The organism is Chryseobacterium sp. YR221 (assembly GCF_900176315.1).
Classification (GTDB): Bacteria; Bacteroidota; Bacteroidia; order Flavobacteriales; family Weeksellaceae; genus Chryseobacterium; species Chryseobacterium rhizosphaerae.
Window position 1 is genome coordinate 853,967 of sequence record NZ_FWXM01000002.1, and the last position, 25,172, is coordinate 879,138.

The 25,172-nt window shown below is 35.7% G+C and carries 18 protein-coding genes; 15 read left to right on the top strand and 3 right to left on the bottom strand.

Features of this window, described 5'->3' with window-relative positions:
- The first annotated feature begins 46 nt into the window (after positions 1-46).
- The 8 genes from B8967_RS08860 to B8967_RS08895 all read left to right on the top strand — a co-directional run bounded on the left by B8967_RS08860 (position 47) and on the right by B8967_RS08895 (position 7,273).
- Entirely contained in the window at positions 47-577 is a 531-nt protein-coding gene (locus B8967_RS08860) for a YceD family protein (protein ID WP_047488744.1), read from the top strand.
- Between the two features lie 67 nt (positions 578-644).
- Positions 645-848, top strand: coding sequence for a 50S ribosomal protein L32 (gene rpmF / locus B8967_RS08865; protein ID WP_007843326.1), 204 nt, complete (start codon positions 645-647; stop codon positions 846-848).
- A gap of 125 nt (positions 849-973) precedes the next feature.
- Positions 974-1,456, top strand: coding sequence for an acetyl-CoA carboxylase biotin carboxyl carrier protein (accB, locus tag B8967_RS08870; protein ID WP_084085763.1), 483 nt, complete (start codon positions 974-976; stop codon positions 1,454-1,456).
- A gap of 98 nt (positions 1,457-1,554) precedes the next feature.
- Positions 1,555-2,910 carry an acetyl-CoA carboxylase biotin carboxylase subunit gene (accC, locus tag B8967_RS08875; protein ID WP_047385963.1) on the top strand — a complete coding sequence of 452 codons (1,356 nt, stop codon included), beginning with the start codon at positions 1,555-1,557 and terminating at the stop codon, positions 2,908-2,910.
- Between the two features lie 351 nt (positions 2,911-3,261).
- Positions 3,262-4,512, top strand: a complete 1,251-nt coding sequence (gene rocD, locus B8967_RS08880; protein WP_084085765.1) for an ornithine--oxo-acid transaminase — start codon at positions 3,262-3,264, stop codon at positions 4,510-4,512.
- Between the two features lie 2 nt (positions 4,513-4,514).
- Entirely contained in the window at positions 4,515-5,312 is a 798-nt protein-coding gene (locus B8967_RS08885) for a DUF5672 family protein (RefSeq protein ID WP_084085767.1), read from the top strand.
- A 2-nt stretch (positions 5,313-5,314) separates the two neighbouring features.
- Positions 5,315-6,301 carry a WaaS/CpsH family glycosyltransferase gene (locus B8967_RS08890; protein ID WP_084085769.1) on the top strand — a complete coding sequence of 329 codons (987 nt, stop codon included), beginning with the start codon at positions 5,315-5,317 and terminating at the stop codon, positions 6,299-6,301.
- An 18-nt stretch (positions 6,302-6,319) separates the two neighbouring features.
- Positions 6,320-7,273, top strand: coding sequence for a glycosyltransferase family 2 protein (locus B8967_RS08895; protein WP_084085771.1), 954 nt, complete (start codon positions 6,320-6,322; stop codon positions 7,271-7,273).
- Between the two features lie 16 nt (positions 7,274-7,289).
- Here B8967_RS08895 and B8967_RS08900 read toward each other — a convergent pair whose 3' ends face one another.
- Both B8967_RS08900 and B8967_RS08905 read right to left on the bottom strand, forming a co-directional pair.
- Entirely contained in the window at positions 7,290-8,066 is a 777-nt protein-coding gene (locus tag B8967_RS08900; protein WP_084085773.1) for a class I SAM-dependent methyltransferase, read from the bottom strand.
- 27 nt (positions 8,067-8,093) lie between these two features.
- Positions 8,094-10,169 (bottom strand): glycosyltransferase, encoded by a 2,076-nt coding sequence (locus B8967_RS08905; RefSeq protein WP_179140046.1) that lies wholly within the window; start codon positions 10,167-10,169, stop codon positions 8,094-8,096.
- Positions 10,170-10,235: 66 nt separating this feature from the next.
- Between B8967_RS08905 and B8967_RS08910 the strand changes: the two genes are divergently transcribed.
- The 3 genes from B8967_RS08910 (at position 10,236) to B8967_RS08920 (ending at position 13,785) form a co-directional block, all read left to right on the top strand.
- Positions 10,236-11,123: a hypothetical protein gene (locus tag B8967_RS08910; RefSeq protein ID WP_084085778.1), complete on the top strand. Its 888-nt coding sequence runs from the start codon at positions 10,236-10,238 to the stop codon at positions 11,121-11,123.
- A gap of 147 nt (positions 11,124-11,270) precedes the next feature.
- On the top strand, positions 11,271-12,779 hold the full coding sequence (gene gltX / locus B8967_RS08915) for a glutamate--tRNA ligase (RefSeq protein WP_084085780.1): 1,509 nt from the start codon (positions 11,271-11,273) through the stop codon (positions 12,777-12,779).
- Between the two features lie 49 nt (positions 12,780-12,828).
- A complete protein-coding gene (locus B8967_RS08920) occupies positions 12,829-13,785 on the top strand; it encodes an acetyl-CoA carboxylase carboxyltransferase subunit alpha (RefSeq protein WP_047488710.1) in 957 nt (318 codons plus the stop codon).
- A 55-nt stretch (positions 13,786-13,840) separates the two neighbouring features.
- On the opposite strand, the gene B8967_RS08925 is transcribed toward B8967_RS08920, so the two are convergent.
- On the bottom strand, positions 13,841-14,608 hold the full coding sequence (locus B8967_RS08925; protein WP_084085782.1) for a DUF6759 domain-containing protein: 768 nt from the start codon (positions 14,606-14,608) through the stop codon (positions 13,841-13,843).
- 143 nt (positions 14,609-14,751) lie between these two features.
- Here B8967_RS08925 and tsf point away from each other — a divergent pair, with 143 nt between their 5' ends.
- The 4 genes from tsf (at position 14,752) to B8967_RS08945 (ending at position 25,172) form a co-directional block, all read left to right on the top strand.
- Positions 14,752-15,579, top strand: coding sequence for a translation elongation factor Ts (tsf, locus tag B8967_RS08930; RefSeq protein ID WP_047488703.1), 828 nt, complete (start codon positions 14,752-14,754; stop codon positions 15,577-15,579).
- A 194-nt stretch (positions 15,580-15,773) separates the two neighbouring features.
- Positions 15,774-19,121, top strand: coding sequence for a T9SS type B sorting domain-containing protein (locus B8967_RS08935; protein WP_084085784.1), 3,348 nt, complete (start codon positions 15,774-15,776; stop codon positions 19,119-19,121).
- A gap of 78 nt (positions 19,122-19,199) precedes the next feature.
- Positions 19,200-22,037, top strand: coding sequence for a T9SS type B sorting domain-containing protein (locus tag B8967_RS08940; RefSeq protein WP_084085786.1), 2,838 nt, complete (start codon positions 19,200-19,202; stop codon positions 22,035-22,037).
- Positions 22,038-22,319: 282 nt separating this feature from the next.
- Positions 22,320-25,172: a T9SS type B sorting domain-containing protein gene (locus tag B8967_RS08945; protein WP_084085788.1), complete on the top strand. Its 2,853-nt coding sequence runs from the start codon at positions 22,320-22,322 to the stop codon at positions 25,170-25,172.

A 25,172-nucleotide genomic window follows, 5' to 3' on the forward strand; every position in this document is an offset into this window, starting at 1 on the left:
TTATTTGTTATTATAAAAAAAATGCATATTTTTGCACACTCATTTTATGGACAAGTTAAGAAACTATGACGTAAGCTTTTCCGGACTTAAAAACGGAAAACACGAGTTCAAGTTTGAGATCGATAAAACGTTCTTTCAATTATTTGAAACTGAGCAGGAATTTACAAATCCTAGAATAGCAGTGAATGTCTTACTGGATAAGCACACTACTTTCTTAGAATTTGAGATTAAAATCCATGGATTGGTTGAGCTGGTTTGTGATATCACAAATGAAGACTTTGACTATTCTATTGAAAATGAAATCAAGATCCTGGTAAATTTCGGAGAAGAATATGATGATAGCAATGAAGATGTTATTACCATTCCTTCCGGAGAGCATGCTTTCAATGTAGCGCATTTGATATACGAAAATGTAATGCTATCCATTCCGATGAAAAAGATTTCACCTAATGTAAGTGATGAAGATCTTAAAGTACTGGACCAATTCAGCCCCAAAGAAATTGAAGAAGCTGAAGAGGAAGAACATGAAAGTGACCCTAGATGGGAAGCATTAAAAAAATTAAAAGATAAAAATTAAATAAAATAATTTAAATATGATGAGATGATGAATCTCATCGCTCATCAATTAAAAAAGTTATTACAAAATGGCACATCCAAAGAGAAGACAGTCGTCCACAAGAAGAGATAAGAGAAGAACTCACTACAAAGCTGTAGTTCCTCAATTGGCTAAAGATGCAACAACAGGAGAGCTTCACCTTTACCACAGAGCTCACTGGCATGAAGGAAAACTTTACTACAGAGGTAAAGTAGTATTGGAAAAAGAAGTAGCAACTACTGAAGAAAACTAATCGAGGGATTTTCAAAAAAAACTCATTTTAATACAAAAACCGCCCAATTTTAATAAAATTAGGCGGTTTTTTATTGTTTTTTACGTTTTTTTGGTATCTTTGACCCAAAATCAAATATCAAATTTATGGACATTAAAGACATACAAAATCTTATTAAGTTTGTATCTAAGGCTGAGGTTTCAGAAGTAAAATACAAAACTAAAGATTTCGAAATCACTATTAAAACTCCATTAGCTGGAAGCGATGCTGTATATGCACAGCCTGCAGTTTACCATACTGCACCACAAGCAGCGGCAGCTCCGGCACCTGTTGCAACTCCAGCTGCTGCACCTTCTGAAAAAGCTGAGGCTGCTTCTGATGACAGTAAATATGTAACGATCAAGTCTCCAATGATCGGAACTTTCTATAGAAAACCATCTCCTGATAAAGATGTATTTGTAAATGTAGGTGATGAAGTTTCTGCTGGTAAAGTAGTTTGTGTCATTGAAGCTATGAAATTATTTAACCAGATTGACTCTGAGATCAGTGGAAAAATCGTTAAAATTTTAGTAGACGATGCTACTCCTGTAGAGTATGACCAACCATTATTCCTAGTAGATCCATCTTAATTTAGAAGTTAGATGTTAGACATTAGATGTTAGATTAAATTCTACATTAAAATAACATTATCTAATTTTCAAATTATCTAATTTTCAAATTGAAGAAGATGTTCAAAAAAATATTAATAGCCAATCGTGGCGAAATTGCAATGCGTATTTTACGTACGTGCAAAGAAATGGGAATCAAAACTGTAGCAGTATACTCTACTGCTGATAAAGACAGTCTTCATGTAAGATTTGCTGATGAAGCCGTTTGTATTGGTCCTGCAATGAGTAAAGACTCATATCTTAAAATCCCTAATATTATTGCTGCTGCGGAAATTACCAATGCAGATGCCATTCACCCTGGTTACGGATTCTTATCTGAAAATGCTAACTTTTCAAGAATTTGTCAGAAAAACGGCATCAAATTTATTGGTGCTTCTCCTGAGCAAATCGAGAAAATGGGAGATAAGGCTAATGCTAAGGCTACCATGAAAGCAGCAGGTGTACCATGTGTACCTGGTTCTGACGGTTTAATCGAATCTTATGAGCATGCTGTAAAAGTTGCTGAAGAAACGGGATATCCGGTAATGATCAAAGCAACAGCAGGTGGTGGTGGAAAAGGGATGAGAGCCGTTTGGAAAGCTGAAGACCTTAAAGATCACTGGGAGTCTGCAATTCAGGAAGCTGTAGCTGCCTTCGGAAACGGAGGTATGTACATGGAAAAACTGATTGAAGAACCTAGACATATTGAAATTCAGGTAGCAGGTGACCAGTTCGGTAAAGCTTGCCACCTTTCTGAAAGAGACTGTTCTGTACAGAGAAGAAATCAGAAATTAACTGAAGAAACTCCTTCTCCGTTCATGACAGATGAACTTCGTGAAAAAATGGGTGATGCTGCTGTAAAAGCTGCAGAATTTATTGGATACGAAGGTGTGGGAACTATTGAATTCCTTGTAGACAAGCACAGAAATTTCTATTTCATGGAAATGAATACAAGAATCCAGGTAGAACACCCTATCACTGAGCAGGTAATTGATTATGACCTGATCAGAGAACAAATTCTTCTTGCAGCAGGAACTCCTATTTCAGGAATCAACTATTATCCTAAATTACATTCAATCGAATGTAGAATCAATGCAGAAGATCCTTATGCTGACTTCAGACCATCTCCGGGAAAAATCACAGGATTAAACATCCCTGGCGGACACGGAATCAGAGTAGATACTCACGTTTATTCCGGATATAGTATTCCATCTAATTATGACTCTATGATTGCTAAGCTTATCACTACGGCTCAGACCCGTGAGGAAGCGATTGCTAAAATGAGACGTGCACTTGAAGAATTCTATATTGAAGGAGTAAAAACCACTATTCCTTTCCACAGACAATTGATGGATAATGAAGATTATCTAGCAGGAAACTATACTACAAAATTCATGGAAGATTTTGTAATGGATAGAAAATACGATAATCACTAAGATTATTTTAGAAATATATTATGAACTGCCTCTTAATTTGGGGCAGTTTTTTTATTTTAAATAAATAATTTGTGTACACTCTTAATGGAGGATAATACTTCTCAATTGTTTTTTGCAGAAATTTATACGTTTTTTTTCTAAGGATCCTGGCTTATTACTTATAAGAAAGATTCAAAGTCTCCGACCAATTTCAGGCTATTGATAGAAACCGTGAATATGTGAAGGTAAATTCCCCCTTTAAAACACCTCAATGAGCGTCAAAATATGCTTTTAATTATTACCACGCAGCATATTATCCTAATATTTATTCATCTCATTAATATTGCTTAAATTTGCCAAAAAGCAAAATATATGTCAACAGCAGAAAAAACAAAAAACTCACAGTATTTCATTGACCTTGAAGACAAACATGGAGCCCACAATTATCATCCTCTTCCAGTAGTTCTGGAGCGCGGAGAAGGTGTTTTCGTTTGGGATGTAGAAGGCAAGAGGTACTATGATTTTCTTTCAGCATATTCTGCTGTGAACCAAGGACATTCTCATCCTAAAATTGTGGAAGCTTTAGTAGAACAGGCTCAAAAACTGGCGCTAACTTCACGAGCTTTCTATAACTCAAGATTAGGAGAATACGAGGAAAAAATCACTAGTCTTTTTGGATTTGATAAAGTACTTCCTATGAACTCGGGAGCTGAAGCTGTGGAAACAGCCGTAAAGCTTGCCAGAAAATGGAGTTATGAGGTAAAAGGTATTTCAGAAAATGCAGCCAAAATCATTGTTTGTGAAAATAATTTCCACGGAAGAACCACTACAATTGTTTCTTTCTCTAATGATCCGGATGCTAATCAGAATTACGGTCCTTTTACACCTGGGTTTATCAAAATTCCTTACAACAACGTTGCCGCACTGGAAGAAGTTCTGAACAGGGAGGCTGGAAATATTGCAGCATTTTTAGTAGAGCCTATTCAGGGAGAGGCGGGAGTATATGTACCGGATGAAAATTTCCTTAAAAATGCTTCTGAAGTATGTAAAAAGCACAATGTTCTTTTTATTGCAGATGAAGTACAAACCGGAATTGCAAGAACAGGAAAGCTCATCGCATGTCATCATGAAAATGTGCAGCCGGATATTCTGATCCTAGGAAAGGCTCTTTCCGGAGGAATGTACCCGGTATCTGCTGTTTTAGCAAATGACAGCATTATGAATGTCATTAAACCCGGCCAGCATGGCTCCACATTTGGAGGAAACCCAATTGCATGTGCAGTAGCAGTAGCTGCTTTAGATGTAGTAGCTGATGAAAAATTATCTGAGAGAGCAGAACATCTGGGACAGGTTTTCAGAGCCGAGATCGAAAAGCTGATTGAAAAGACAGACCTTATTACAAAAGTAAGAGGAAAAGGTCTTTTGAATGCCATTCTGATCAATGATGGTCCTGAAAGCTCTACAGCATGGAACCTTTGCTTACAATTAAAAGAAAACGGACTATTGGCAAAACCAACACATGGCAATATCATAAGACTTGCACCACCATTGGTAATTACAGAAGAACAATTACTGGATTGCGTGAAGATCATTGAAAAAACAGTATTAGAATATTCAAAATAACTTTGGTAGATATTATTATTCCAATATATAAAGAGATACCTGATCGTGATGATTTGATTTCATTCAGTCAGGTATTTCATATTTTAGGAAGTTACAAAATCACTTTTATACATCCTAAAAGTCTTTCTCTTGATGCCTATAAAGATTTTAATGCTTCATTCATTAGTTTTGATGACCATTATTTCAAAAATATTTTTGGATATAATCAGCTCATGATGAATGTAAATTTTTATAAAAGTTTTTCAGAAAAATATATACTAATTTATCAATCTGACTGTTTTGTATTTAAAGATGATCTTATAAATTGGTGTAAAAAAAACTACGATTATATTGGGGCTCCCTGGATACGGAGTTCAGAACATATTCCTTTTTTTAAATTATTTTTTGATAAAACTATTGCCAAGTTTAAAGAAATAACCAACTTTAAAGGGAATGGAAAATGGCAAAAAAACAAATCTCTTCTTTATAATGCTGTAGGGAATGGAGGCCTGTCTTTAAGAAAGAGAGAAAAGTTTATAGAAGTTCTTGAAAGCATTCCAGAGGTAGTAAAAATTTATTTAAAACCTGAAAATACAGGGCAATTTTATGCCGAAGATGTGTTTTTTAGTATCGAACCTGAAAGAAATGGTATAATTTTTTCTAAACCTAATTATAAAGAAGCCTGTCTCTTCTCTATTGAGAACAAACAGGAGAAAGCAATGAACATCAATAAAGGAGAACTTCCTTTTGGCTGCCATAGATGGAATAAGGAGAAAGATTTCTGGAGACCTTATTTTTCTAAAGCAGGATATTCAATATAACAATGAACGACTTTAAAGATAAAAGTATCATATTAGCTGTTCCCAATCATTTTGGGCTACCAAAGGTTTTTAAAAAAAATCTTGAGTATCTTGGTTTTAAAGTTTTTACTGTAGAGCACGATTGCTCGCAGGTAAAACTTAGCGCAGAAGAGTCTTTAATTCATATTTATAAAAAGGCATTCAGCAACAACAGAACTTTTAAAGCCAAAATGTTAGCCGAAAAAAAGGAACATCCCCAGCTGTTTTTTCTTGATAAAATCAGCCATGCAGATTATGCCCTTGTGGTACGCCCTGACCTCTTCAGTAAAAATGTTCTGGCCAAAATTCAGGAAAAAAGTACTTACACTGTGGCTTACCAATGGGACGGAATGCAAAGATTCCCTTTAGCAGAAAATACCATACAATATTTTGACAGCTTTTTTGTATTTGACGAAAGAGATACCATAAGATATCCACAGACAAAGCATATTCACAATTTTTATTTTGACTATCTGCCCGAAAAACCTGAAGCAAAACAGGATCTTTTCTTCGTAGGGACTTTTATGAGGGATCGTATTGAGGAGCTTTGTAATCTCTCTATACTATTTCAGGAAAAAAATCTGAAAACCAATATCAATGTAATCTACACTAAAGAAAAACATATCAAGAAGTACCGGGAATATCCTATAAATTTCACAAGAACCGGAATGAGTTTTGAGGAAAATATGAAAAATGCAAAAGCTTCAAAAATTATTCTTGACTTTCAAAACACGATTCATAAAGGACTTTCTTTCAGGGTTTTTGAGGCCATAGGATACAGAAAAAAATTAATCACTAATAATGAATTGGTAAAAGAATATAGCTTTTATAATTCCAGCAATATATTTCTTCTGAATGACTATAATATGTCTGACATCACCCACTTCCTGGCGGATGATTATGTAGAATCTTCTGAAGACATATATCAGAGATATTCATTTAGTAATTGGATCCAAATTTTATTCAGTTAATTTAATAATTAAGGCTCCATGAAAACCTCAGTTGCTCTTTGTACTTACAACGGAGAAAAATATTTAAAATACCAGCTCGATTCTATTCTGAACCAAACTGTTCAAATAGATGAAATTATTATATGCGATGACGGCTCTACCGACTCTACTATTTCTATTTTAAATTCTTACCAGGAACAATACCCCGGTATTTTCAAAATCTATACTAATGAAAATAATCTTCGGAGTGTAAAAAATTTCGAAAAAGCAATTTCTCTGTGTAACAATGAGTTTATTTTCCTAAGTGATCAGGATGATATATGGGTTGATCATAAAGTGAAGGTACATTTGGATTACTTTGAAAATCATCAGAATATTAACGTAATAGCTACAAATGGCTATTGCATCACCGATAGTGGGGAAAGAAAAGAAATGTATTCTTTCTGGGATCTTCCTGCTATTGCAAAATCAACTGATAAAAACTTCAGTATCAAGGAAACTCTTTCTAAAGTTACCAATATTGCAACAGGAGCATCAATGTCATTAAGAAAGTCTTTTTTAAAGGAAATCATACCCATTCCGGACTCTGAAGGCCTACATCATGATGAATGGATCGCTTTTATTGCTGCTCAAAAAGATTCTTTCGTAATGCTTGATGAAAAGCTCTTCTATTACAGGATTCATAAACATCAACAAATTGGAGGTGTATTTTTTGATAAAAATGAACGATCCTTATTATTTCTTAAACGTACATTTGGGCTAATTCAGGATTTTAAAGGGTTATCAAAATATATAAAACGCCTTACCAGCAGTTATAAAAAGAATCAGCTTTATCTGGAATCTCAACCTCATCATCATGAAATTATAAAAACCAACATGAAAGAAATTGAAAAAATATATGCTGAAAAAGTAAAACTGATCAAGGCAGAGTATCCTGTAAGATCCCAAATTTTATTTATTCTGGATATTTTCAAAAACAAAAGGAGATTTTAAAATCTCCTTGTCATTTTTATACTTTCGTTGTAGTAAAGACAATATTATTATCTCCTAAAATTCCGTCAATAATACTTCTTTTTTTATTTACTTCTACTTCAAATCCAATAGCTTCTAATTTCTTATGCATTTCTTTTGCAAAAACCGTATACACCAGAATACCTTCATCACTTCTTATGGGATCTCCATGATATTCCGGCTTCATCAGATGAACAATCTCATTATTATCATCTAAGAATGCTCTAACCTCATCATTTTCTTTATCTTCATAATAAGGGACTGTAAATACATGTGCTCCTCCTTTTTTAAGTATTCTATGGACTTCGCTAAATGCTTTATAAGGATTCGGGATATGTTCAAAGACTTCTGTTGAAACAACTAAATCAAAGGTATTGTCATCAAATGGAATATTCATTAAATCAACATTAAGAACTCCATTCTGTTCTTTACCATACGTTTCATATGGACCGAAATATTCACTACACACATAGTTGTTGATGTGTTTTAAATAATGATGAAGAGCTCCGTTAGATTCTACATTATAAATCTTCAGCCCGGAATCTTTCTTTATTTTCCTCAAACTATTATAAGAGGTTTTATTCTTTTTATTGATCAGCTCTAAAATTCCCTCAGTCAAATGTCTTTTTCTGGAGTTTGAATTACATTTTTTACATGTTGCATCCTCTCTCAGATTCTCTGTTTTTATTTTTATCTTTCTAATGCTTCCACAAACATTACAAAATATAAAACTAAAACCAATTTTAACTAATTGTCTTTCTATTATATCACTCATAAATTTAAAAAGAAAAATTACAGAAGCTTATTTTTTATATAAACTTGCTATTAAATTAAGAACATTCTTCCCTTGTACTTCTCTTGAAAAAGGGTATAAAGCTTCCTTAGAATTATTTTTAAGTGTATTCCAAAGCCCTTCATTAGAATAAAGTTCCAGAATATTATTGGCAAAGGTTTCTGCATCATTAATACCACTTACCAACGCGTGTGTATTATGCTGAAGATTCATACCCTCTACTCCTATTGGTGTTGTTACAATTGGGAGTTCATATTCCAGAGCCTGACCTATTTTACCTTTAACTCCAGCTCCATATCGTAAAGGAGCTACAAATACCCTGGATGAATCAAACCATTCATCAACAGTTTCCTGATAACCCAATATCCTGATTTTATCTGAATTATACTTGCTTGTAAGCTCTTCAGATAATTCAGGTCCAATAACATTTACAAAGATAGTATCATCTTTTTTCCATACCAAAGGCATTATATCCTCAACCAGAAATTTCAAAGCATCAATATTAGGAAGATGTCTGAACCCTCCAATAAATAATAATCCCTTTCTATCTGTAAATCCGTTTTTATTAACCTGCTCTACTGTATGAAAATTACTTACCACATGTACTTTATGGATATCAATTCCATTTTGAGAGACGATCCCTTTCTCCACATCACTAATCGCTGCCACTGCATCAGAGTTTCGCATCGCAGAATATTCCAGCTCTTTAGTCTTTTGGTTTTTCTTATCCATTTTCGGAGTAGTCGGCATATACTCTTTCTCCCTTTCAACGCGTAAGTAATGCAGATCCACCATATCGTAAATAAATTTCTGTTTTGTGATATGTTTTTTAAGAATCTTATGCCAGTTTTTAAAACCATGTGGTCTGAAAACCCATATCAAATCAATGAGAGGTAATTTTTCAATGATTTGGTTATTAATTTTAACGATCTTATTTTTGGGTGTGACGTAATCCTGAAATACTTCTATTCCAAGAGATTCACAATATTCTATATATTTTTTATCCGTATCATTAAATTCCGGAATTCCCAATAAGATCTTATGATTCTGGGCTATCAGGATTTTAAAAATTTCGTCCAGTCTCCTCGAACCGCTATCCTGGTCATATTTAGGCATAGACTCCTCCAGAAATAGAATCGTTGGTTTCTGATAATTTTTGTAGACATTTAAATGCTTTTTATTATTAATTTCTAAAAACTTATCTCCCTCGAATCTTGAGTTCCATCTTTCTTTAAATTTCTTAGCATTTTTTTCAAGCAATATCTCTTTGTTACTGTCTTTTCCGGTGTAACTTATATTTTCAAAATGTAAAATTTCAGATTTTGGCTGGTAGTAAATATCCAGCCCCTGTACATATTTCAAGCGCTGGCAAAAGTCTGTTTCTTCATAATAGGCAGGTAAAAATTCTTCATCCAGAAGATTTAAATTTCCTGTTACATCAATTCTTTTAAACAATAAACTGCATCCGGAACAATAATCAACTTTTCTTAAAAAGTTAAACGAAGGATGGTCAATCGAATTAAATCTTCCCAGATTTACAATTTCACAATCTTTGAATATCAGACAGCCTGCTTCCTGTAAAGTATTATCCGCAAAAATCATTTTTGACCCTACCGCTCCTACATTTTCTTTGGTATCAAAAACATCAATCAGTGAGCTTAAATAATTTTCCTGAACCTCAGTATCATTATTTAATAAATAGATATATTCCCCGTTTGACGCTTGAATTCCTTTATTTACATTTCTAAGGAAACCCAGGTTTTCTATATTATTTATAACCGTAATTCCTTGGATTTTATTTAAGAATTCCAACGTTTCATCTGAACTGTTATCGTTAATAATAATAATTTCTTTGGAAATATTTTTATCATACTGCTCAATCGTATAAAGACAGTTGAGGGTATATCTGATTTGATTATAGACAGGAATAATAATAGAAACTTCAGGATTATGGGAACTACTGTTTAAATTAAATTCATAATTTCTAAAAAAGTCAAGGTCTAAATGATTGATTCCAATTTTTCTTTTGTTTTTGATGAATTTATTATCCCTTATTTTATTTTTAAAAAATCTTTTAATTCCCATTTTAAATTTATTATTTTGTCGGACCTTAGTAATTAAGGAAACGAAATTAAGCATTTATTACAAATTATGGGAAACAAAAAGGACATTATCAAAGTCGGATATCTGTTGTCTTATGATTACTCTTATATTTTCACTTCTATTAAACAAATTTATGATGAAGTGGACAGAATAGTAATCAGCTACGATGCCAATAATAAAACCTGGGCTGGAAATGATGTTCATATCCCGGATTCATTTTTTACTGAGATCAAAAAAATAGATGCTCAAAATAAAATCATATTTTACAAGGATACTTTCTTTATTTCCGGAATGCAACCTATGGAGCTGGAAACGAGGCAAAGGAATATGATGGCTGAAAAGCTAGGGAAAGGTGGCTGGCATATTCAGATCGATGGTGACGAATATGCTTATGATTTTAAAAAGTTATCTCAGTTTTTAAGAAGTCACCGCTATCTGTTGAAAAATCCTGAAAAGAAGTCTTTTAATTTTCAGGTTACTTTCGTTACCTTATTTAAACACAATGCAGAAGGATATTTTGTAATCACTCCTTTTGATGAAAAGTGTATGCTGATCACCAATGCCCCTCAGTACAAATATGCAAGACTCAATTATAATACAGAAAGAGTTTATGCCCTGAATTATTATTTGATTCATCAATCTTGGGCAAGAGATGAAGCGGAAATTATTGAAAAGATTAACAATTGGGGACATAAAAATGATTTTGACACTTCAGAATTTCTGGAATCTTGGAAAATATTAAACTCCAGTAATTATAAAGAATATAAAAACTTCCACCCTTTAGACAAAAGCCAGTGGAAAGAACTTTCATTCTTTCCAGCAAAAAATATTGATGAATTTATCGCCTCTTTTTCAAAGAAATATCCTCAAAATGAACTCAATCTTGATTTATCTTTCACAAAAAAATTGAAACTTAAAATCAGAAGTTTATTCTAATATATAAGTACTGATATAAAAAAGCGAGTCTCTCCGGCTTGCTTTTTTTATATCAAAATTTATAAAAAAAAATTATCTCACTAAATTAAGTGCTTCAACCCATTTAAAATCTATAAATTAAGTAAATTTGCAAAAATTAAAATTGAAATGGAGAAAGTAAGAGTACGTTTTGCTCCAAGTCCTACAGGACCTTTGCATTTGGGAGGCGTAAGAACCGCATTATATGATTATCTTTTTGCTAAAAATCAGGGTGGAGAATTTGTATTGAGAATTGAAGATACAGATACTGCACGATATGTAGAAGGAGCTGAAGAATATATTGAAGAAGCTTTAGAGTGGTGCGGAATCATTCCTGATGAAAGTCCTAAGAAAGGAGGGAAATTTGCCCCTTACAGACAATCTGAAAGAAGAGATATCTATGACCGATATACTGAGCAGATCTTAAAAACAGATTATGCTTATCTGGCTTTTGACACTCCAGAGGAACTGGATGCTATGCGTGCAGAATTTGAAGCAAGAGGTGAAGTGTTCTCTTATGATAACAAAACAAGAAACCGTTTAAGAAATACTCTGGCTCTTTCTCAGGAAGAAGTTCAAAGATTACTGGACGAAAAAACACCTTATGTAGTACGATTTAAAATGCCTGTTGACAGAGTATTGAATCTTGAAGACATTATCCGTGGAAAATCGTCTGTAAATACCAATACATTAGACGATAAGGTTCTTGTAAAAAATGACGGGATGCCTACTTATCATTTTGCCAACATTATCGATGACCATGAGATGGAAATTTCTCATGTAATCCGTGGTGAAGAGTGGCTGCCTTCTTTAGGACTTCACACTTTATTATACGAAGCAATGGGTTGGAAAGCTCCAGAATTTGCTCACCTTTCTTTGATTTTAAAACCTGAAGGTAAAGGAAAATTAAGCAAAAGGGATGGTGATAAATTCGGATTCCCTGTATTCCCGCTTGATTTTAAAGATCCTGCAACCGGAGTTGTTTCCAAGGGATATAGAGAGAATGGTTACCTTCCTGATGCATTCATCAATATGGTTGCTTTATTAGGATGGTCTCCTGCCGATGATAAGGAAATTCTTCCATTGGAGGATATGATCAAAGAATTTGATCTTCATAAAGTGCATAAGGCTGGGGCAAGATTCAGTAAAGAAAAATCAGAATGGTTCAACCACCAGTATATTCAGATGAAGTCTGATGAAGAACTTCTTCAGCTTCTTAAAAATACAGATCTTGATCTTTCCGGTTCTTCCGATGAAAAACTGTTAAAAGTGATTCAGCTGATGAAAGAAAGAGCTACTTTCCCAAAAGACATTTATGAAAACGGGAAATTTTTCTTCGAAACTCCAACTTCCTATGATGAAAAAGCATCAAAAAAAGCATGGAACGAAGAAACTTCTGCTATTTTAGGGGAATTAGCATCTACCCTTGAGTCTTCAGACTTTACTGCTGAAGCACTTAAACAGACAGTTCACGATTTTGCCGAAACTAAAGGTTTGGGAATGGGTAAAGTAATGATGCCTTTGCGTTTGTCTTTAGTAGGAGAATTGAAAGGACCAGACGTTCCTGATATTTTGGAAATCCTTGGAAAAGAGGAAAGTATCTCCAGAATAGGCAATGCCATAAATAATTTTAAATAGAATAACCATAATTTTTCATACATTTGAAAGATTTAATTTACTTCAAGAAATGGAATATTTAAGTTTCGAACTTCCTATCAAAGAATTAATGGATCAATACCAGACCTGTTCTTTAGTAGGAGAAGAAAGTGGTGTTGATGTAAAATTAGCATGCAGCCAGATTGAGGATAAGATTTTAGAAAAGAAAAAAGAAATCTACGAAAATCTTACACCTTGGCAAAGAGTACAACTGTCCCGTCATCCAGATCGTCCATATACCATAGACTATATCAACGGAATGGCAGACAAAGGCAGTTTCCTGGAACTTCACGGAGACAGAAACTTCGCTGATGATCCGGCAATGATTGGAGGATTGATTACCCTGGATGGTCAAAGAGTGATGATCATAGGAACTCAAAAAGGAAGAACAACTAAAGAAAGACAGTACAGAAGATTTGGAATGCCGAATCCTGAAGGATACAGAAAAGCTTTAAGACTAATGAAGCTAGCTGAAAAATTCAACATTCCTGTTGTCACTTTAGTAGATACCCCGGGAGCTTATCCAGGATTAGAAGCTGAAGAAAGAGGGCAAGGTGAAGCTATTGCAAGAAATATTTTTGAAATGGTTCAGCTTAAAACTCCTATTTTCACTTATATTATTGGAGAAGGAGCCAGTGGTGGAGCATTAGGAATAGGTGTAGGAAATAAGGTATATATGTTAGAAAATACGTGGTATACCGTAATTGCACCGGAGAGCTGTTCATCCATCTTATGGAGAAACTGGGATCACAAAGAAGATGCTGCCAATGCATTAAACCTTACTCCACAGGATGCTTTAAGAGAAAAGTTCATTGACGGAATCATTGAGGAACCTCTTGGAGGCGCTCAGTATGATCCGGAAACCACTTATTTAAATTTAAAGAGTTCTATTTTACAGAATATAAAAGCTTTTTCCAAGTTTACAGGACAAGAGCTTGAAACCCAGAGACAAGATAAATTCATTGCGATGGGTCAGTTTAAAGGATAAAAAACAAAAGGGTTAAGAAAATATTTCTTAACCCTTTTTTAGCTCTAGTCTTCTTCTAATCCGCAACATTGAGAGCAATTTCAATGTCCTGGTTAATTTTCTTCAATGAAGAATATTTTGCATCACAGACCATAGTGGTCAGTATATATTCTCCTTTATCTATGAGAATAAAGTTTTCTCCTTTGGCAGGAACACTCAGATTGTAATATTTTTTGCCATTTATTTTCACGATCAGGTTACAGCTGGATCTGTTTTTAATATTGACGTAGGCTTCATTTTTATTGATGTCATTACTAAAAAGATGGGTAAGCATGGCTGCTCTTCTTTTATTTTCTTCACTGGCCTCTGATTTGGAGGAACCTACACTTTTTGCTGAACCTACCGAAGCATAGCTTACACTTCTTTCTTCTTTTAATGCATCAATAGCTGCAGCGGTATTATTAGCCACAGTGGTTGTCTTATTATTAGAAGCAGAAGCTTTATTGGCAACCAGTATTTTGCCACTATTCAGCTCATTGTTTTTTACTATTTTTTCAATCTTCTCTTTACTAATCGGTTTGATTGTAGGTTTTGCTTCAGGAGAGTTATCGGCCATGATAATTTCCATCAGCTTTCTTTTAAAATAGTCTGTTTTTGCGTGCCCGGGATTTTGTTTCAGGAAACCTGCCACTATTCTTGCTTCTTTAGAAACCTCTGCTTCCTGCTCCGTATAGATGATCACTGTTTCTTTTTCTACAACAGCTTTAGATTTCGATCTTTTCTTTTTTTGGGAAAAACCAAGAGAAAAAATGCATATAAATAGAAGGAAGAAGAATTTTTTCATTAATCAAAACTTTAAAATAGTATTAAATATATTAATAACGTGAAAAGTCATTTTTTAGTTTATCATTAAAATCATTATCTTTGCACTGCTTTAAAATTAAGCTAAAAATTAATACTAATCTTAAATAAAAAATAATACATATTATGTCTTATACACCAGTTGCTGCTGACGTAGCGAAATTAAGAAACCAAACAGGTGCAGGTATGATGGACTGCAAGAAAGCTCTAGTTGAAGCTGAAGGAGACTTCGAAAAAGCGGTAGATATCCTTAGAAAAAAAGGACAAAAAGTTGCTGCTAACAGAGCTGACAGAGAATCTGCTGAAGGAGCTGTAATCGCAAGAGTAAACGAAGACAATACTTTAGGTGTTGTTATTTCTTTAAATTGTGAGACTGACTTTGTGGCTAAAAACGAAGCTTTCATTGAATTAGCTTACGAATTAGCTGAAATGGCAATCTTCGCTGCTACTAAAGAAGAGCTTTTAGCTACTGACTTCCACGGAATGACTGTTGCTGAAAAATTAATTGAGCAAACAGGAGTTATCGGTGAAAAAATCGAGATTGGATCTTTCGAAAGAATTCAGGGAGATTTCTTAGGAGCTTATATCCACGCTGGAAACAAAATTGCTGCAATCACTTCTCTTTCTGCTAAAGTAGACGGAGCTGACGAAGCTGCTAAAGCTGTTTCTATGCAGGTTGCTGCTATGAACCCAATTGCTTTGGACGAAACTAGAGTTTCTCAGGAAACTATCGATAAAGAATTAGAGATCGAAAGACACAAACTTACTGAAGAAGGTAAGCCTGCAAACATTATCGATAATATCCTTAAAGGTAAAATGCAGAGATTCTACAAAGACAACACTTTGGTACACCAGGACTTCATTAAGGACGGAAGTATCTCAGTTGCTGACTATGTAAAATCTGTAAACGGAGACCTAAAAGTAACAGGATTTGTAAGAGTAAGCTTAGTGTAATCAAGCTTTCAAAAAAAATATTTGATCCCGATGAATTTCATCGGGATTTTTTATGCAGTATTTCAGCTAATATGAACGCAATATAACACGAATTTTAAATATTCAATAATTACGCTATAAACCAGCATTGACAGAATTTTTTCATGCTAAAAATCAATTATTAATAATTAGATTTGCGGCCCTTATAATAATATATGAAAAAAATTCTACTGGCTATTTTCACCTCTATTTGTTTGTTTGTTAATGCCCAGTTAGACACAGAGCATTGGTTTGCTCCCATGTCTGCAAGTGATCTTCTGGGAACCCCTGAAGGGTATCTCTATCTTTCCACTAATGAAACAATCCCATTTTCAGTACAGGTTTACAATAACAACACTGTATTTTCAACGGTACAGGTAAGTAAAAATAACCCGATTCGGGTAACGGTACCCAACAGTTTTATGATCGCTTCTTCGGTGAACAGTCTCTTCAGATCTACTTCAATGGGATTATATGCAAAAGGAAGCAAAAAATTCTTTGCCAGTTTCAGATTTTCAGTCCCCAACCAGGCTGAGATTATTACTTCAAAAGGATTAGCCGGCATCGGGAAAAACTTTTTTGTAGGGGTAGCTCCTATTACATCGGCAAAAACTTACGTCAACTCCACCATTGGTGTTACTGCTACGGAAGACAATACCACGGTAACTTTATCCGGATATAATCCAAACGTTGTTTTTTCTGATGGTATTTCAGCTGCATCAAGAACATTTACTCTTAATAAAGGCAAATCATATATTATTGAGGCTCAAAGCACACTCGCCTCAGCAAATCTGGTGGGATTAGTAGGGGCAAAAATTACAGCTACGAAACCTGTATCTGTCACCAATGGAAATTTCAACAGTATTTATACTACCCAAAACAGCAGCAATGTGGATGTGCTGATGGACCAGGCTGTTCCTGTAGAAAGATTGGGTAAAGATTTTGTACTGGTCAAAGGAAATGGTCCCGCCAACTCAGGAATGGAAGCAGCCTTGGTGATAGCAACAGCAGACAATACTAAACTTACCGTCAATGGAAACCTGGTAAATAATATCACCCTTACTACCGGAAAATATTATATTGTGCAGGGTACTAATTATCTAAACCAGGGTAATGGAAATTTCAACATGAGTATTTCCGCTAACAACAATGTTTATGTCTATCAGCTTCTCGCCGGGACTTCCGGAAATACGGTTTATGCAACCGGAGGAATGAATTTTATCCCACCGTTAAGCTGCTTTTTACCCAAAGAAATTAATGAAATTGGATTCATTAATAAAATTGGGAATGACAGTTTTAATACTAAACTTAATATTATTACCCAAACGGGGGCAGCAGTAACATACAATGGAAATCCTATCATTGCAGCCAACGGACCTTACCCTGTCACCGGAAACCCTAATTGGGTCACCTACTCTATCCCTAATGTTTCAGGAAATGCCACTGTAAACTCTACAAAACCTGTAACAGCAGGAATAGCGGCCGGAAACGGAGCCGTTGGATATGGTGGTTATTTTGCGGGATTCTCTTCCGTACCCGCAATTACAAAAACAGGAGATTGCTATGCCGGCACCCGTCTTGAAGTAGACAGTAGTTATGATGCATACCAATGGTATTTTAATGGAAATGTAATTCCCGGAGAAACTTCCTATTTCATTAATCCGGAATTATATGGTACCGGAACTTATACCTGCTACATCACCAAGAATAATTGTGAGTCCAGACTTACATATGAATACGAATATACAGTCTGCCCACCCATATCCACCACAACCTATACGATCGGATCATGTAACACCAAAGTAATAACGCCAGTATTTACCAATTCTAATCAGAGCGTTGATCCTTCCCATACAAGCATTATCGTACAACCTGCCAATGGAACGGCTTCTATCAACCCTGTGACGGGTCAGGTTACATATACTCCTAATGCAGGACTTACCACCGACACTACGGACACCTTCACCTATTATATTCAGGGAAGTGGAAATCCTGCTTCATTTGAATATTTCAAAATTATAATTAACACCGATGTCCTTCAAACAAGCAATACGTCTTTAACCTCATGTACTGCAGGTAATGGAAACGGAACATTCGACCTGACCGCAGCCAATGTCACTCCGGATTCGGGGACCTCTGTTACTTATTTCACAAATGCTAATTTAACCGGCGCGATCACTACCCCAACTTCTTATACAGGACCTGTAGGAGCTGTTTATGCTAATGTAACCTCAGCATTTGGCTGTTCTAAACAAGCCATTATTACATTAGCAGCCTATCCTTCACCTAATATTAATACCAGTACCTTCAATGCTGCTATTTGTGATGATAATTTTGATGGAATGGTTAGTGTCAACTTCGCCAATATAACCCCACAAATCGTAACTAATTCTCAGAATTTTACAGTAAGGTACTATCTCAACCAGTCTGATGCTACTGCAGGAAATGGAAACATCCTTCCTGTTAACTGGACATACACAGCCGCTACAACAGTATACGTAAGGGTTTCTTCTATTTCCGGTGAATGTCCTCCTGCCTTAGGGCAAATAAACTTCAGTATTGGAAATAAAATTCCTCTACTAACAGAGACTGCAAAAGTGGATATCTGTGATAATGATCTTAACGGCTCAGAGACTGTAAACCTTACTGATTATAAAGTATTATTCACGGCAGATCCTTCTGTAGTGCTATCATTCTACACATCATTAGCGAATGCTCAGGCAGGAGTTAATCCTATTTCAGCTTCACAAAACCTTACTTCTGCAAGTGTTTTCTATATAAGATTCCAACATAATACAGCATGTCCTAACACCGCTACGTTAACCCTTACTTTAAAAGCTCCGAAAAAATCTGAAAGACTCCGAAATCAGGTTGTCTGTTCAAGCGAGAAAGTCATTTTAGATGCCGGACCGGGATTTTCCTCCTATGTATGGAGTACGGGAGCAACCAGTCAAACCATTACTGTAGGCGCAGGAAGTTATTATGTAGATCTTGGATTTAATGGATGTGTGTACCGTCAGACGGTGAATGTAGGAGTAGCCCAGGCACCTATCATTACAAGGATAGAGGTTGTAAATTCCACCGCCACCATTTATGTTACCGGTGGAACGGCCCCTTACCAATATTCATTAAACGGATTAAATTATCAGACTTCCAATGTTTTCACCGGATTATCCCGGGGAATTCATACAGTATATGTTTTAGGTTCAGACGGATGCAGTCCTGTAGTGAAAGAGTTTTTGGTCCTTAATCTTGTTAATGCCATTACTCCGAATGGTGACGGGATCAATGATGTATTGAATTATACTGATTTAAGAATAAAAAAAGACGTTAGCATTGAAATAGCAGACCGATATGGAGCTACTGTTTATAAGTCTTCTGATAAAAATTATGTTTGGGATGGCAAAGTAAACGGAAGGAATCTTCCTACGGGAACCTATTGGTATATTTTACAGTGGACAGAACCGGACACACAATTACCAGTTTCACATTCGGGCTGGCTTTTAATCAAAAATCGAGAATAATTCAACGTATTTATTAGTATTTTTTTAACAATATTTGAAATTTTATTTTAATTTTGTAGAAATCCTAACTCCATACACATGAAAAAATTTTTACTTAGCATAGTATTGTTTTTTTTTACAATTAATACAGTCTTTGCCCAAAGGGATACAGAACACTGGATAGCACCATACTTCAGTAATGCAGGCAACTATTCCAACAGGATATATTTGTCTACGGATTCTGTAACTCCTTTTGATGTAAAAATATACAACAATAATAATCCTGTTCCTGTTGCTACTGTTACAATCAGTAAAGGTAATCCTCAGTCGGAATTTATTGATCCCAGCTTGATATCGACTTCCACCACTACCGATGCTTTCAAATCTATTGGAAAAGGATTGTACCTGAAAGGCGATAAACCTTTCTACTGTAGTTTACGACTTGCTCAATCTGCCCATGGAGAAATTATCACCAGCAAAGGAAAAGCAGGTATTGGAAAACAGTTTTATGTTGCCACACCTCCAAATACAAACACTTCTAACAGCATTAATAATTTCACAGCGGGAATTATGGCTACTGAAGATAACACAACAGTAACGGTAACCTGGAATGGAGCTGGAGTTCAGTTTTATAATGGTACACCTACAGGAAACACCCAGACCTTTACACTGAACAAAGGAAAGTCTTTTATTTTTGCCGGTACTGGAACGAATACAGCAAACCTTAGTGGCTTCATTGGTGCTAAAGTTGTATCTGATAAGCCTGTAACCCTTACCAACGGAAGCTGTAACGGAAACTTCTCTTCTGCACCAAGTGGGTCAGATCCTATCCTGGACCAGTCTGTTCCTACCGACAGACTTGGAAATACCTTTGCTATGGTAAAAACAAGATCCACTTCTCCCAATCTTAATATGGAAGGTGGGCTTATTGTAGCTACAGAAGACAACACAGAAATATATTTAAATGGATCTACCACGCCTGTTCAGACGATCAATGCTGGAGGGTGGTATAGAATCAATGAGACGAACTATGTTACTCAAACCGGAGCAGGAGCTCATTCCAATATGTTTATTTCAACTTCAAGGAATGTTTATCTCTACCAGTTTATTGGAATAGATAATAGTGATGCAACCAATGGATTTAATTATATCCCACCATTAAACTGTTTTCTTCCAAGAAAGATTGACGAAATTGGAAAGATCAACGAAATGCCATTAGGACCATTAGGTGCAAGTACTACACCTAGTGATTTGCATGTAAAATTAAATATTTTGACTGAAACCGGAGCTGTAGTAACCGTAAACAATGCTACTCCTACAGCTGCTGAAGGCCCTTATCCCCTTACAGGAAACTCACAATGGGTAACCTATGCTATCAATGATATACTAGGAAATGTAACCATTACTTCTACCAAAGCGGTAACCGCAGGTATTAATGGTGGATACAGTACTGCAGGATATGGAGGATATTTTGCAGGGTTTTCATCAATCCCCGTTATTGCAAAAGTAACAGGAGAATGTGTTCCGGGATTAATACTGGAAGTAGATGATGGGTATGAAACCTATCAGTGGTTCCGCAACGGAACTGCAGTAGCAGGTGCTACTTCATTTACTTACACCCCTACCCAATCAGGAAACTATACTGTAAAAGTAACCATGGGAACCTGCCCACCCGTTACTACGCCTATCTATAAAGTGGAAACATGCTTAAAGCATACTACGCAGACCCTCAATGCATGTTCTACTAAAGTTATTACACCGGCATTTACCTCCTCAACCCAAACACCGGCACCAGGTACAGTAATGATTATTACTCCACCCAATAAAGGTACAGCCGTTATCAACCCGGCAACGGGCCAAATCACTTATACTCCCAATGCCAATTATCTGGGTCCGGATGTGATTGTATATAAATTCTGTGGAGCAGCTACCGAGTTTATCGACTGTGAAGAAATTACGTTAAAACTTACGGTAGTTCCTTTCATCGTACAGGATGCAAGCATTTCGGCATGTTGGTATGATGTAGCTCCTTATGCCTATTTTGACCTTACTAAAGCTAAAGTAACCGACTACAACGCGGTTGTAAAAAAATATTACCGTACACTCGCTGATCTTAATGCGGGTATCAATGAAATTACAACTCCAGAAAACTTTCCTGCTACAGGAGGTATTGTATATGTAAAAATAACAACCGCTGAAGGTTGTACTGCCAATGCAAAAATTGAGCTTATTGCATTGCCTATCAAAAAATCCCCTCTTCTTGTAGACCAGTATATCTGTATGGATGCTAAAACCAACATTGATGCAGGACCTGGATATGATTCTTATGAATGGAACACAGGAGCTACTACTTCAGGGATCAGAGATGTAGGAGTGGGTGAATACTCTGTAAAGCTTGGTAAAAACGGATGTTTCCTTATTCAAATTGTAAGAATAAGAAAAGCCGAAGATCCGGTTATCCAACAAATTGAGATTAACAACAACAATGCAACAGTTATTGTAACCGGAGGTAAAGCTCCTTACAAATTTGCAGTTGACGGAACGGTAAACTGGCAGGACTCTAATTCTTTCGCAGGATTATCAAGAGGACAGCATACATTCTATGTGAAAGATGCTTATGACTGTACTCCGGTTTCTGTTGAGATCACTGTCCCTAATTTATTAAACGCAATTACTCCTAACGGAGATAATGTAAATGATTATATAGACTACAGTGAACTGGCTTATAAAGAAAATCTTTCTTTTGTGGTATACGACAGATATGGAAACATGGTCTTTACCGGAAATAAATTTAATAACTACAAATGGGACGGAAGACATTTTGATAAAAAACTGGGAACCGGAACCTATTGGTATCATATCAACTGGAATGAGCCTAATAAAGAGAAAACTCCAATAAAATACTCAGGCTGGATCTTAGTAAAGAATATAGAATAGATCTTTAAATACTATTTAAAAACCACGATGATTATCGTGGTTTTTTCATTTATATACTATTGTTTTGCCCAACCACATCAAGTGAAAGAAGTTCCACAAAATCAAAACTTCAATAAAACACAATCATTTAATAAAGAAAATTGAATCTTGGTTTTGAGCTATAGTTTATCAATCACAATTGGGTAGCGCGTATTTTTTTGCCAATTCAGCAACTAATATTAAAAATATTTTCAATACTAACCAATTATTCTATTATTTTTGTAAAAATCTAATTTTATATCTATGAAGAAAATTTTATCCATTTTTCTGTTATTCTTTGCGGCAGTCCAAATGCTCTTTGCCCAAAGAGATACAGAACATTGGTTTGCCCCGATGGCAGCCAGATCAACAGTACTCAGCAATCCCAAGCAGGCTTTGTATTTTTCTACAGATTCTGTCACACCCTTTCCTGTAGAAATTTACAGTAATGGTGCTTTATTGGCTACTGTTACCATCAGTAAAGGTTCTCCTCAAACATATGACGTACCCTTAAACAGAATGGTTGCCAGTACCAATGGTGAACTTTTTACTCCAGGGAATAAAGGCTTATATACAAAAGGAACAAAACCCTATTTCGTTACCTATAGATTTTCAGTATCCAGTCATGGTGAGATCTTAACATCAAAAGGTAAAGCAGGAATCGGCACAAAATTCTATGCCGCTACAGCTCCTCTTGAAGAATTAGGGAGCTTATATAATTTCACCACCGGTATTTTAGCAACAGAAGACAATACAAAAGTTACTGTTTCCAATTATAGTGCTAATATTATATTTACTAATGGCTGGACAGGAGCTACCAACCCCACTATTACTTTCACCCTTAATAAAGGGCAATCTTACATTATTGAAGGAACAGGGGACAAAGCTTTGAATAAAGAAGCATTCATTGGAGCCAAAATAGAATCAGACAAACCTATTTCTGTTACCAATGGAAATTTTAATGGGCAGTTTGCTATACCTTCAACAGGATACTGGGATGGTTCCGATATTATTATGGACCAGTCTGTACCAGTGGACAGATTAGGAAATGAATTTGTGGTTGTAAAGGGAAATGGGAACATCAGTAAAAGGATGGAAGATGCTTTAATCATTGCTACTGAAGGAGGAACCCAGGTATACATCAACAATGGAACTACTCCTGTCGCTACTCTTGCCGAAGGAGAAAGCTACAGAGTAAATAAAGTAAGCAATACCAATTATATCAACCAAGGTAACAATCATTACAACATGTACATAAGAACGACAAAGAATGTATATGTGTATCAATTAATGGCAGGTATCGCAGATAGCAATGCTACTCTTGGATTCAATTATATCCCGCCATTGAACTGTTATCTTCCCAGAAAGATTGACGAAATAGGAAAAATCAAAGACCTTCCTTATTATACTACTCTAACCAGTCATATTGTAAAATTAAACATCCTGACTGAAAATGGAGCTGCTGTTACCGTTAATGGAGCTGCACTACCAGCAACCCAGGGACCATTTCCCGTAAGTGGAACGACCAACTGGGTATCCTATTCAGTGCCGGACATTACGGGCAACGTTACCATAACCTCTACAAAAGCTGTTACAGCAGGTATTTCAGGAGGAAGTGGTGTAGTCGGATATGGAGGATATTTTGCCGGATTCTCTTCCATTCCTGTAATTGCAAAACAAACAGGAGACTGTATCCCAGGATTAGTATTGGAAGTAGGTGACAGTTTTGATACCTATCAATGGTTCAGAAACGGAACACCTATTCCTGGTGCAACAACAAACTCTTATACTCCTACACAGTCGGGACGCTATACGGTAAAAATTACCGTTGGAACATGTCCTGCAGTAATTACCCCGGAATATAAAGTTTTCACTTGTCTTAAGAAAACTACTTTAACCGATACCGTATGTGATGTTGTAAAACAGATTGTTCCAACATTCACCAACTCTACCCAAACAGTAGTTCCGGGAACAGTAACGATTCTTACTCCTCCGACACATGGTAATGCCATCATTGATCCTGTTACGGGAGTGATAAGCTATGCGCCTTCTTTCGGTTATATAGGACCAGATACCATCGTATATCAGTTCTGTGGAAACGATCCTGAGTTTACAGATTGTGAAGAAATAACATTAAACTTAACAATATCTGAAAGCCCTGTAGTAAAGAATGCTTCATTAAGAACTTGCTTCATTGAATCAAACCCGGCAACAGGTCTGTTCAATCTCACCAATGCCTTGGTTCACGATCCGGGTAATTACACCAAGAAATACTACCCGTCTCTTGCTGATGCCCATGCAGGAACCAACGAAATTCTGACTCCAACAGATTATGTGGCTCCAACGGGTGTTGTCTATGTAAAAGTATCTAATGCAAATGGATGTTACAGAGTAGCAGAGGTAACTTTAACGGTATTGCCCCCAGTTAAATCTGACTTGTTAGCTGACAAGATCATTTGTATGGAAAATAAAACAACACTTGATGCAGGACCTGGATTTAAAAGCTACGAATGGAGCACAGGAGCAACAACTCAGTCTATACAAAATGTAGGGGTAGGAACTTATTGGGTAAAACTTAAAACAGGAGACTGTGTTACCTTACAAACAGTAAAAGTATACGCTTCTGAACAACCTGTAATTTCTAATATTGATATTTCAAACAATTCAATCACAGTATATGTGATAGGTGGAACTCCTCCTTATAAATATTCTATTGATAACCTTAACTGGCAGGATTCTAATGTATTTACCAACATGCCTAGAGGTAATGCAAGCGTATATGTAAAGGATGACTATAATTGTACGCCATTGCAGGTAGACATTACAATTCCTAACCTGATTAACGTAATTACGCCTAATAATGATGGTGTAAATGATGCCATTGATTATTCTGCATTAGCCAATAAAAACAATCTCGTTATTAATATTTTTGACAGATATGGAACTAAAGTCTATCAGGCAGATAAATCCAACGGCTACAAATGGAATGGAACACTGGATGGAAATAAGAAAATCTCTACAGGAAATTACTGGTATGAAATAGGCTGGACCGAACCAACCGGCAAGCAAACTGCCATTAAATTCTCTGGCTGGATTTTAGTAAAAAACAGAGAGTAA